This window comes from Limnohabitans sp. TEGF003 (genome assembly GCF_055395455.1).
The window spans coordinates 3,272,923-3,284,064 of record NZ_AP029225.1; the positions used below are offsets into that span (position 1 = coordinate 3,272,923).

10 protein-coding genes and 1 pseudogene are annotated in these 11,142 nt (G+C 61.4%); 5 read left to right on the plus strand and 6 right to left on the minus strand.

Annotated features, from left to right (window positions below; all coding sequences use genetic code 11):
* Positions 1-15: 15 nt before the first annotated feature.
* Positions 16-3,759: a trifunctional transcriptional regulator/proline dehydrogenase/L-glutamate gamma-semialdehyde dehydrogenase gene (gene putA, locus ACZ5RT_RS15565; protein ID WP_464453055.1), complete on the minus strand. Its 3,744-nt coding sequence runs from the start codon at positions 3,757-3,759 to the stop codon at positions 16-18.
* 197 nt (positions 3,760-3,956) lie between these two features.
* Between putA and ACZ5RT_RS15570 the strand changes: the two genes are divergently transcribed.
* Complete coding sequence (locus ACZ5RT_RS15570; RefSeq protein WP_464453056.1) at positions 3,957-4,430, plus strand: Lrp/AsnC ligand binding domain-containing protein; 474 nt, start codon at positions 3,957-3,959, stop codon at positions 4,428-4,430.
* Between the two features lie 32 nt (positions 4,431-4,462).
* On the opposite strand, the gene ACZ5RT_RS15575 is transcribed toward ACZ5RT_RS15570, so the two are convergent.
* From ACZ5RT_RS15575 to ACZ5RT_RS15585, 3 genes are read right to left on the minus strand one after another with little or no spacing between them, the layout of a single operon-like run.
* Complete coding sequence (locus ACZ5RT_RS15575) at positions 4,463-4,771, minus strand: addiction module antidote protein (protein WP_464453057.1); 309 nt, start codon at positions 4,769-4,771, stop codon at positions 4,463-4,465.
* Positions 4,768-5,097, minus strand: a complete 330-nt coding sequence (locus ACZ5RT_RS15580) for a type II toxin-antitoxin system RelE/ParE family toxin (protein WP_464453058.1) — start codon at positions 5,095-5,097, stop codon at positions 4,768-4,770. Before ACZ5RT_RS15580 ends, ACZ5RT_RS15575 begins: the two co-directional genes overlap by 4 nt.
* Before the next feature lie 34 nt (positions 5,098-5,131).
* On the minus strand, positions 5,132-5,440 hold the full coding sequence (locus ACZ5RT_RS15585) for a hypothetical protein (protein ID WP_464453059.1): 309 nt from the start codon (positions 5,438-5,440) through the stop codon (positions 5,132-5,134).
* 64 nt (positions 5,441-5,504) lie between these two features.
* On the opposite strand from ACZ5RT_RS15585, the pseudogene ACZ5RT_RS15590 reads away from it, so the two are divergent.
* A pseudogene (locus ACZ5RT_RS15590) lies at positions 5,505-5,654 on the plus strand (Lrp/AsnC ligand binding domain-containing protein); the annotation flags it as partial.
* A gap of 23 nt (positions 5,655-5,677) precedes the next feature.
* Positions 5,678-6,067 carry a thiol-disulfide oxidoreductase DCC family protein gene (locus ACZ5RT_RS15595; protein WP_464454233.1) on the plus strand — a complete coding sequence of 130 codons (390 nt, stop codon included), beginning with the start codon at positions 5,678-5,680 and terminating at the stop codon, positions 6,065-6,067.
* A 10-nt stretch (positions 6,068-6,077) separates the two neighbouring features.
* Here ACZ5RT_RS15595 and ACZ5RT_RS15600 read toward each other — a convergent pair whose 3' ends face one another.
* The gene (locus ACZ5RT_RS15600; protein WP_464453060.1) at positions 6,078-7,385 is read right to left on the minus strand and encodes a leucine-rich repeat-containing protein kinase family protein; all 1,308 of its coding nucleotides are present in this window, start codon (positions 7,383-7,385) and stop codon (positions 6,078-6,080) included.
* Between the two features lie 112 nt (positions 7,386-7,497).
* Positions 7,498-8,499, minus strand: coding sequence for a type I glyceraldehyde-3-phosphate dehydrogenase (gene gap, locus ACZ5RT_RS15605; protein ID WP_464453061.1), 1,002 nt, complete (start codon positions 8,497-8,499; stop codon positions 7,498-7,500).
* Between the two features lie 305 nt (positions 8,500-8,804).
* Between gap and ACZ5RT_RS15610 the strand changes: the two genes are divergently transcribed.
* The gene (locus ACZ5RT_RS15610) at positions 8,805-9,254 is read left to right on the plus strand and encodes a HipA domain-containing protein (RefSeq protein WP_464453062.1); all 450 of its coding nucleotides are present in this window, start codon (positions 8,805-8,807) and stop codon (positions 9,252-9,254) included.
* Positions 9,255-9,412: 158 nt separating this feature from the next.
* Entirely contained in the window at positions 9,413-11,131 is a 1,719-nt protein-coding gene (locus tag ACZ5RT_RS15615; protein ID WP_464453063.1) for a ShlB/FhaC/HecB family hemolysin secretion/activation protein, read from the plus strand.
* Positions 11,132-11,142: the final 11 nt, after the last annotated feature.

Below are 11,142 nucleotides of genomic sequence, written 5' to 3' on the forward strand. Positions count from 1 at the left end.
CCAAAGGCTGGCTGATCACAGGCTCAGTGTCATCAGGCTGGCATTGCCGCCTGCGGCGGCTGTGTTGGTGCTGATGCTGCGCTCGCTCACCAAGCGGGCCAGCGGTACAGCCGCATCGCCCGGGCGCATGGCCGTGAGCGTGACGATGGCCCCGGGGCGCTGCGCCAGTTGCTTTTGCCAGTGCAGGGCCGTGGCCTCGTCGCCGTGCAGCAGTGCCGCGTCCACCGGCTGAGCTTGCGCAAGGTCTTGCAGCATCACCTGGCTTTGCACCGCAGCAGGCAGCTGCCCGTGCAGCGCCTGTGCAGACAGCGGCCATACCGCGTGGCTGCCCACGGCCAGCACGGCGGCCAGCTGGGTCAGGCGGTCGGCAACGGTGCTGGGCTGATTGCCCGTGAGACACAGCACCCGCGCGCGGGCTTGCACGCGGTAGACATTGCGCTCGCCGGTGGGGCCGCTCAAGGTCGCTTGCAGGCCCGCCGGGCTGGCCGCTGCAAACTGCGCACAGGCATGCGCCAGGGGTAAACGGCCTTGCGCCACCGCCCAGTCGTGCAGGGCTTGCAGCGCAGGCGTGGGCTGCGGCAATGCCGCTGCACCGCTGGTCTGCACACTGCGTAAAGCCGCATCGGGCGGGCAGTGCGCCAGCAGGCGCAACAGGTAAAGCGGGCCACCTGCCTTGGGGCCGGTTCCTGAGAGGCCTTCGCCCCCAAAGGGTTGCACGCCCACCACGGCACCGACCATGTTGCGGTTCACATAGACATTGCCCGCGTGGGTGTGGTCCACGACTTGCGCGATGGTTTCTTCGATGCGCGAGTGCACACCCAGCGTGAGCGCGTAGCCGGTGTCGTGGATGCTTTGCAGCAACTGAGGCAGTTCGCTGCGGGCATAGCGCACGATGTGCAGCACCGGGCCAAACACTTCGCGTGTCAGTTGCGCGATGCTGTCGATCTCGATCAGCGTGGGTTGCACATAGGTGCCTGCGGGCAAGGTGTCCGGCGCTTTGGCGCGGTGAATTTGGCAGCCGCGTTGCGCCATGGCGCTCACATGCGCCTCGATGCCCGCACGGGCCCGTTCGTCGATCACCGGACCCACGTCCACCGCCAGATGCGCGGGCGCACCCAGCGTGATTTCGGCCATCGCGCCTTGCAGCATCTCGACCAAACGGTCCGCCACATCGTCTTGCACGCAGAGCACGCGCAGAGCCGAGCAGCGCTGGCCTGCGGCTTCAAAGGCCGAGGCCATGGCGTCCTGCACGACCTGCTCCAGCAGGGCCGACGAGTCCACCACCATGCAGTTTTGGCCGCCCGTCTCCGCGATCAGAGGCACCACCTGGCCATGTGCGTTCAGACGCTCGGCCAGCGCGGCTTGCAGCACGCGGGCGGTTTCGGTGGAGCCGGTGAACAGCACGCCCTGCACGCGGGCGTCGCGCACCAGTTGCATGCCCACCTCGCGGCCCTCACCCGGCAGCAGTTGCACGGCGGCCCGGGGCACGCCCGCTTGCCACAAGGCCTGCACGGCCAGAGCCGCCACGGCGGGTGTGGCCTCGGCAGGCTTGGCCAGCACCGGGTTGCCTGCGGCCAGCGCCGCGGCCACCTGCCCCACAAAAATCGCCAGCGGAAAATTCCACGGGCTGATGCAGACCACCGAGCCCAGCGGCGTGTGGGTGCTGGGGTCAAAGTCGCGGCGCACCTGCGCGGCGTAGTAGCGCAAGAAGTCCACCGCCTCGCGCAGCTCGGCCACGGCATGGGCCCAGGTCTTGCCCGCCTCGCGCACCAGCAGGGCCATCAAGCGGGGGGCGTCGGCCTGCAGCAGATCGGCGGCCTGCTCCAGCATCGCAGCGCGTTGTGCGGGTGCCGTAGCGGCCCATGCGGGTGCGGCTTCGCTGGCCGCTTGCAGTGCAGCCTCCACATCGGCCGCACTGGCGTATTGCACTGTGCCCAGCATATCGCGGTGGTCGGCGGGGTTGCGCAGGGTGATGCGTTCAGCGCCCACAAAAGGCGTGGCCATCAGAGGTGTCACCGCCACCGTTTGCACCTGCGCTTGCATGTCGGCGGCCAGCTGGCGCAGTGTGGGTTCGTGCGCCACATCCGGGCCGCTGGAGTTGCGGCGGGCCGCGCCATACAGCTGCGCGGGCAGCGCGATTTGCGGGTGAGGCTGGCCTGGGGGGCTGTCTTCACGCTGGGCATCTTCTTCGGTGCGCACCACCGGGTCCTGCACCAGATCGTCAACCGACACACTGGCGTCGGCCATACGGTTGACGAACGAGCTGTTGGCCCCGTTTTCGAGCAGGCGGCGCACCAGGTAGGCCAGCAGGGTTTCGTGCGTGCCCACGGGCGCGTAGATGCGGCAGGGCCGCTGCAGTGGACCCACCACCTGCCGGTACAGCGGCTCGCCCATGCCGTGCAGGCACTGGAACTCGTACTGGCCCGGCACGTAGTCGCCGTGCATGTCCTGCGCCAGTTGCACGACGGCCGCCAGCGTGTGCGCGTTGTGGGTGGCGAATTGCGGGTACACCGCTTCGGGCGCGGCCAGCAGTTTTTGGGCGCAGGCCAGGTAAGACACGTCGGTGTGGTGTTTGCGGGTGAAGACCGGGTAGTCACTTTGCCCGTCGAGCTGGGCGCGTTTGATTTCGCTGTCCCAATACGCGCCTTTGACCAGGCGCACCATCAGCCGGTGGCCTGTGCGGCGTGCCAAGTCCACCACAAAATCGATCACCAAGGGGCAGCGCTTTTGGTAGGCCTGGATCACAAAGCCGATGCCGTGCCAGCCCTGCAGGCTGGGGGCAAAGCACAGCGCTTCGAGCAGGTCGAGCGAGATGTCCAGGCGGTCCACCTCTTCGGCATCGATGTTCAGGCCAATGTCATAGTGCCGGGCCAAGTCGGTGAGCTTCAACACACGCGGCAACAGTTCATCCATCACGCGCTGGTGCTGGGCGCGGCTGTAGCGTGGGTGCAGGGCCGACAGCTTGATCGAGATGCCCGGGCCTTGAATGACGCCCTGCCCGTTGGAGGCCTTGCCAATCGCGTGGATCGCGTTTTCATAGGCACGCATGTAACGCTGAGCGTCGGCTTCGGTCAGCGCCGCTTCACCCAGCATGTCATACGAGTAGCGAAAGCCTTGCGCTTCCATGGCGCGGGCGCGGTGCAGTGCTTCGTCGATGGTTTCGCCGGTCACAAACTGCTCGCCCAGCATCTGCATGGCCAGTTGCACGCCCTGGCGGATCAGCGGCTCACCGCTCTTGCCGATCAGCCGGGTGAGCGAGGCCAGCATCGCGCCCTCGCTGTGCGTGGCCACCAGCTTGCCTGTGAGCAGCAGGCCCCACGATGCGGCGTTCACAAACAGCGAGGGGCTGCGGCCCACATGCTGGTGCCAGTCGCCTTGGCCGATCTTGTCGCGGATCAGCGCATCGCGGGTGGCCTCGTCGGGGATGCGCAGCAGCGCTTCGGCCAGACACATCAGCGCCACGCCCTCTTCGCTGGACAGCGCGTATTCCTGCATCAGGCTTTGCACCCGGCCTGCGCGGCCGCCCTGCTGCGGGCCTTCGCGCATGCCCGTCACCAGCTGGCGGGCCAGCGCGTCGGTGCGCTCGGCTTGCGCGGGGCGCATGCGGGCGGCGGCCAGCAAGGGGGCCAGGGCCTGCGCTTCGGGCAAGCGGGTGGCGCGGGCGATGGCTTCGCGCAGGGCGCTGCGCCCTTGCAGCGGGCCGCCTGGGGTGAAGTGGGCACCTTTGGGCGGGGTGTTTGGGGTCATGGGTGCGTTCATGGTGGTGGCCTTGCGGATTCAATCGGGGTGGTGCAGCGGTCATGTCGGGGCTGAAGCCGCCGACCTACGGAGACAGGTTCTTGTAGGTCGGTGGCTTCAGCCCCGACATCTTTCCGGAACTGCATGAATCGCTATCATCCGGATACGAGACTGAATATTTCGCCAAAATAGAATCAATCGACCGGATAAAAATCAATATGACCACCGAAACACCGGACATTGACCGCATTGACCGCCGCATCCTGGATTTGCTGCAACGCGATGGCCGCATCAGCAACTTGAAGCTCGCCGAAGCCGTGGCGCTCTCGCCCACGGCGGTGCTGGCGCGGGTGCAACGCCTCACGCGCGAGGGCTTCATCCTAGGCTACGAAGCACGTTTGAACCCGCTGAAACTGGGCGCGGGGATGATGGTGTTTGTGGAAATCTTGCTCGACCGCACCAGCCCCAATGTGTTTGAGCAGTTCAAGGCAGCGGTGCAAGTGCGCCCCGAAATCATGGAGTGCCACATGGTGGCCGGGGGCTTTGACTATTTGCTCAAGACCCGCGCCGCCGACATGAACGCCTACCGCGAATTTGCGGGCACGGTGCTGTGGCAGCTGCCCGGCGTGCGCGAGACGCGCACTTATGCGGTGATGGAAGAGGTCAAAAACACGACGGCGTTGGCGCTGTGACTTTTAGCTGCAGTGACTGGAAAACATCCACGTTACGACCGCGCTACCGACAGATGCAGTCCTGTCGCGTTCAAGAGGGCCAGCCATGTCTTGAGCGTTGGATTGCCGCGTGGACCGAGCGCCCGGTAAAGGCTTTCACGCGGCATGCCCGCTCTCTCAGCCACCGCAGACATGCCTTGCGCTTCAGCGATGTGCCGCAAAGCCGTCAGCAAAGCCTGTTGTCCGCCAGGCTGATCGGCTTGGTCGAGCGCGACCGCAAGGTATTCATTGGCAAAATCAGGGTCAGCCTTGAGCATGTCCACAACGGCTTCGTCATGCGGGCGGCTGGTCGTGATGGTCATTTGAGCTTTCTCCTGTGTTGCCAATCCAGCCAGTATTGATGGGCTTTTTCAATGTCGGCTTGTTGTTTGCGTTTGTCACCACCCACCAACAACAGTATCAAGCGCTGGCCTGCCTGCGCGTAGTAGATACGGTATCCGGGTCCCCAATCGATTCGGGCTTCCCAAACGCCTTCGCCTACGGGTTTTACATCCCCCAAATTGCCACTGGCCATGCGACCCACACGAATCAAAATTCGGGCTTTGGCTTGTCGGTCGGCCAGCGAGATCAACCATTGGGCATAAGGGTCATCGCCTTGCGCTGTCAGGTAGTCGCGAACTTCAAACATTGTGAATTATAAGTTACACGTCAATTTGACGGCATCACAGTGACATGGCGGCAGCGAAGACGAGTGAACTTGCCGCCACCAACGAGGTCCATGCGCCAACGAGATTCCCCCAGTAAACAAGACGGGCCCATCCTTGACTGCCTGATATCAAACCTCTGTCCTGGGTGATGGCGGCCAGTGGGGTGGCGATGGTGAAAAGGCTTTGATGCGCAACACGCCATGAATTCACCACTTGTGCAGGTGCTCCCGATTTGATCGCTTTTGCATAAGGCGCACCGTACAACAGTGCAATCAACAACACCAAAGTGCCGTGAAAAATCAAATGTCTTGAAGATAGTTCCAAAATGAGCACCTGTCTGAGTTGAAGAAAATTGGAACTATAGATGTTATTTTCTGTGCATGATGCTCCCAATGTGTTTGACCAGTTCAAGGCCGCCGACATGAACGCCTACCGCGAATTTGCGGGCACCGTGCTGTGGCAGCTGCCCGGCGTGCGCGAGACGTGCACTTATGCGGTGATGGAAGAGGTCAAAAACACGACGGCGTTGGCGCTGTGAGCATGCCCACCACATCCAGTCCGCTGATCGTGGTCTTTGATGGGCAATGCCTGCTGTGCAACGGCTGGGTGCGGTTTTTGCTCAGGCACGACCAGCGCGGTGTGTTCCGTTTTGCGGCCATTCAGGGCCGCACCGGTCAGGCCTTGCTGCAGCAAGCGGGCTTGCAGGTCGAAGGCTTGCAAACCCTGTTGCTGGTGGACGGCACCACCAGCTGGCAGCACACCGGTGCGATCTTGCGCATCCTGCACCATCTGGGCTGGCCTTGGCGTGCCGCTTGGCTGGGCTGGCTGGTGCCCGCCTTACTGCGAGATGCGCTGTACCGCTGGGTGGCCCGTCACCGTTACCGGATTTTTGGGTGGTCAGACCGTTGCATGGTCCCGTCGCCCGATGCGGCCGCCCGATTTCTGGATTGAGCGCAGCGACTCAAGCTGCAAATCCGGCGGCCAGCGACTGGCACTGCGTGGCCACGGTGGCCATGTCAGGTCGGTCGCTGGGCATGGGCAACAGGCAGTTCTGCGCCACTGCATGGAGCGCTTGGCTGGCGGGCGCTGAGGTGTGTGAGGCCAGCTCCTCCAGCAAACAACCCATGGCCCGCACTTCGAGTGCCAACAAACGGCGGCGCATTTCGGGCGGATGGTCAGGCAGTCGGGTGGCCGCGCCCAAGTCGCCCAGCCGTGCCTGACCGTGCACCGGGTCGATCAGGATGTTGTGCGCATACAGATCGCCATGCATCACGCCACGCTGGTGCAAGTGCGCTACCGCATTGGCCACATCACGGGCGATGCCCAGCGCCAGAGGTGCAGGCAGACTGAATCCGGGTGTGTACACATCGCGTGTGCAGGTCTGCAAACTCGGTGGCCCCGCCAGGTTGAGGTGTGCTGGCGGAATGAGGGGCATCAACAAACCTTGGGCTTGCCCAGGGTGGTCGGTTAGCCGGGCCACGGGCGTGGTCAGGCTCGGGTGTTCACCCGCCGCCAGGCACGCGGCCAGTTCGTCTTCGGGCAAGCCATCGCTGGTCACTTCGCCTTTGAACAGCTTGAGCGCCAGCGGCTGCGGCCAGCCAGCAGCCTGCACGCGGTGGATGTGGCCCGAAGCGCCTTCGCCCAGCAGTGGGCCCAAAGTGATGGCAGCCCAGGGCACTTCGGGCAAGGCCGGTGCATGGGCAAATGTCCAGCCCATGGCATTGCCCGCCAGTGCCAGCCAGCTCAGCCGGGGCAAGGTGGTCAGCCAAGCGGGTACTTCACGCAGGCGGTTGGCCGAGATGCGCAGCAATTCCAGTTGGTGTGCGCCCTGCAGGCTTTCAGGCAAAGCCTGCAACTGGTTGCCCGCCAGCATCAGCTTTTGCAGGGCGGGGCGTTGGCCCAGTTCGGCAGGCAAATGGCCAATCGCGTTGTCGGTCAGCGTCAACCAGCGCAAAGCGCGCGGCAACGCGGCGGCGGGCACATCCGCAATGCGGTTGGCTTTGAAGCCGACCATTTGCAACGCAGGGCAGTCGCCCAGCACTTCGGGCAGCACCTCAAACTCGTTGTCCGAGGCAAACAGCACCTGCAGCTTGTACAAACGGCTCAGTTGGTGCGGCAAGTGGCGCAGCCGGTTGCCACTGAGGTTGAGCACTTCCAGTGTGTCGGCCAAGGCAAAAATTTCGGCGGGTAGCTCGGTCAGGTCACAAGCCAGGTCCAGGCGGCGCGTGCCCGCCAGAGCGCCGCTGCGCAGTTGTTCAAGGGTGTGCATGGGGGTCTCAATCAGCCAATGAAAACGCCCATGAAAAGCATGGGCGTTGTCTGCAGATTGTCGGGCATCCAGGGCGCGGAGAACCGGTCCTCTTGCTCACGCGTGCGTGGGCTTATGCCTTGCCCACCACCCGCGCCATCTCCAGGCACTTGTTGGAGTAGCCCCATTCGTTGTCGTACCAGGCCATCACCTTGACGAAGGTGCTGTCCAGGGCCATGCCCGCTTCGGCGTCGAACACGCTGGTGCACACCTCGCCCCTGAAATCGGTCGAAACCACCTTGGCTTCGGTGTAGCCCAACACGCCCTTGAGCGCCCCTTGACTTTGCGCTTTCATCTCGGCGCAAATTTCGGCATAGGTGGCTGGGCTGCTCAGCTCCACTGTCAAATCCACCAGCGACACATCGCTGGTGGGCACACGTACCGCCACACCCGTCAATCGGCCTTTGATTTCGGGGATCACCACACCCACGGCCTTGGCCGCGCCTGTGCTGCTGGGGATGATGTTTTCCAGAATGCCACGGCCACCGCGCCAGTCCTTGTTGCTCGGGCTGTCCACCGTCTTTTGTGTGGCAGTGGCGGCATGCACGGTGGTCATCAGGCCACGTTGGATGCCCCACTTGTCGTTCAGCACCTTGGTGATGGGGGCCAGGCAGTTGGTGGTGCAGCTGGCGTTGCTGATGATGGCTTGCCCGGCGTATGAAGCATGGTTCACGCCATACACAAACATGGGCGTGTCGTCTTTGGAGGGGGCCGACATCACCACCTTTTTGGCACCTGCGGCCAGGTGCTTGCCCGCGCTGTCCTTGTCCAGAAACAGACCGGTGGATTCGATCACCACGTCGGCACCGACCTCGTTCCACTTCAGGTTGGCCGGATCGCGTTCTTGCGTGAGGCGAATCTTTTTGCCATTGACCACCAAGGTGTTGCCTTCCACGGCGATGCTGCCCTTGAATCGGCCGTGCACGCTGTCGTATTGCAGCATGTAAGCCAGGTAGTCGGGCTCCAGCAGGTCGTTGATGCCAACGATCTCGATGTCGTTGAAGTTCTGCACCGCTGCGCGCAGCACCATGCGGCCGATGCGGCCAAATCCGTTGATACCGATTTTGGTCGTCATGTGGGTCTCACTTTCGTTGGATGTGTCTGTGACGGCAGTGCCCTGATGCTGAAGAGTCGCCGATGTAACTATCGTATGCGAATTTATGAAACTTTGTTACATGATGGGCGATTTGCGGAGGTTTGTTCTGGTTTTGTAACTCGTTGCCAACGCTGCTGCGGAACGTCACTGTAGTTGCCAGTTTGCGTCACTGAAGTTGCTAGTTTTCATTGCGCAATCAGGTGTTTGGGGGCAATTCAAGTGGTGTCGAAAGGCATTTCCTTTCCGGCCAGGGCGCCGCGCTATTTGCTGCTGCGTGATGTGCCGTGCCGGGGTCCAGCGCCGGGGGCGAACAGTCCAAGTTTTGCGCCGTCGTCCACGACATGCCTGTGCTGGTCAAGTTCTCACCTGCAGGCGCCGAAAGCCTGAGCGCTGTCGACATACAGACGTTGTGCCTGCTCGCCGCCTTTGGCGACCTGATCGCCAACACCGACCGCCACCACGGTAATGTGTCTCTGCTGCTGTACCAGTACCGCTGGCAACTGGCCCCTGCCTATGACATGTTGCCTATGTTTTATGCCCCGGTGGTGGGCAAAGTGGTCGAACGCGACTGGGCCAGTCCGCTGCCTCGCCCCAACGCCCACACCCTGAGCGTCTGGCCGCAGGCGAAGGCGCTGGCTTTGCCGTTCTGGCAAAGCGCATCCAGTGATGGTTGCATCAGTTCTGAATTTCGTGAACTGGCTCGAATCAACGGTGGTCTGGTTCAGGTGCTTTGAATTTGCTGCCGTTGTGTGAACAGCCTATTGGTTTGAATACTTGAACTCCGCAAGCAGCGGCTAAAAGTAAATATTTATTAACTATTTGTAAGATTTTTATTTGTTAATGGGTGTAAAAATACGCATTTTAAGTTCGGTCAATCATGGTGCGTATATTCATGCGGAAGACGGCGGGTCGGTCAAATTTCACGTCCACGTCTCAGTTTTATCCGCCATGGTTTGTCGCTTGCGGATGCGCATTGGCCGCTTGGGTGCCTGTCGCTGTAGCGCAAACGCCCGTCACTCTTGAAGATGTTTTGCGTGCCAATGAGCGAAGCATCCGTGATGCGCAGCAGCGCAAGGTGCCAGAAGCAGACGTATTTTTGCAAGACAAAACCACACAACCAGAAAAAACCAAATCGAAAGACGCAGACGCTGAGACATGTCGGCCTGTCCTGCAATACGAGCTGGTAGGCCTTCCAGCCTCAATGTCAGCCCCGCCGAACGACCTGCTGCAGCGCTACACCGGACCTTGCGTTGGCGCACTGCAACTCAATGATTTCTTGAGTGAACTGAATGCATGGTTTCAAGCCCAAGGCTGGATCACCACCCGCGCTTACATTGAAGCGCAAAAAATATTGACGGAACGCTTGCAGATACGGGTCGTGCCTGGCCGCATTGAGCGGATTACTTTGAATGGCAACCCCTCAGACACACGCATTGCCAGCGCCTTTCCAGTTCAGACGCAAGGGCTGCTGAATTTGCGAGACCTTGAACAAGGGCTGGAAAACATCAACCGCATTCCCTCACAGCAAGGCACATTCAAACTTTATCCTGGTCAAGAACCGGGCACTTCGGAAATTCGGGTAGAGGTCAAGGACAGCCCTGGATTTCGGGTCTCAGAGATGATCGACAACAGTGGCAGTGCATCCCTTGGCTACTGGAAAAGCACAACCGAATTGGCATGGGACAACCCATTCCAACGCAACGATCAAATGGCCATTGGCTGGCTCCAAAATTTGGACAGAGGCGATTTGAATGCCCGCTTTCAGGGCGTCACCTTCAATTACCTTTTGCCCGTCGGCTATCACCTGTGGACCGCATCCGCATCCTGGATTGACACCCAATTCACCTTGCCAGGCATCAACACTTCCTATCTGTTGCAAACCCAGGCCCAAAAGATGGGCATGGGGTATGAATACCTGTACGCCCGAGACCAACAAAGCAAGCAAAGTCTGGTCGCTGGCATCGATGTCAGTCGGCAAAAGACGCAAGTTCAAGACATTGAGATCAAAAGTCAGACTCGAAGGCTGACCGTGGCCCATGTTGGCCTCAAAGGCAAACATTACAACGGAAACCAGGTGTACGACTGGAGTCTGCGTGCAGAGCAAGGCCTCAAAGCCGTCAATGCACAACTCAGCCTTCCGGACGGCACAGATCCGCAATACCGGTTGCTCAAAATCAAAATGGGTGCCACATGGCCCATGCCGCAAGATCGAGGGCTCTTGCGCAGTGCCCTCACTTTGCAGGCCGCCCCCCACAACACGCCCACATTGGCACAAATACAAATTGGTGGGCGTTACGACGTTCGCGGATTCCAGCAAAACAGCTTGCTGGCTCCGTCAGGTTGGCATGTTCGCAATGAATACGAAAGCGCCAGCTGGCAAGACGGCGCCTGGCGCGTCAACGCGTTTGTGGGCCTTGATGCAGGACGGGTGCAACGCATGCCCAACCGGCAGACCAGCCAACAACACCTCGTCGGTGCCACCCTCGGCTTGAGGGGGGAATACAAAAGCGCCAAAGCCGAATTGGCTTATGCGCGGGCAATGAGCCGACCCACAGAATTTTCAAATGAGAGCAAAAGCCACTGGTACGCCCAGTTGAGCCTGAGTTTTTAAGAGAGCAAGCG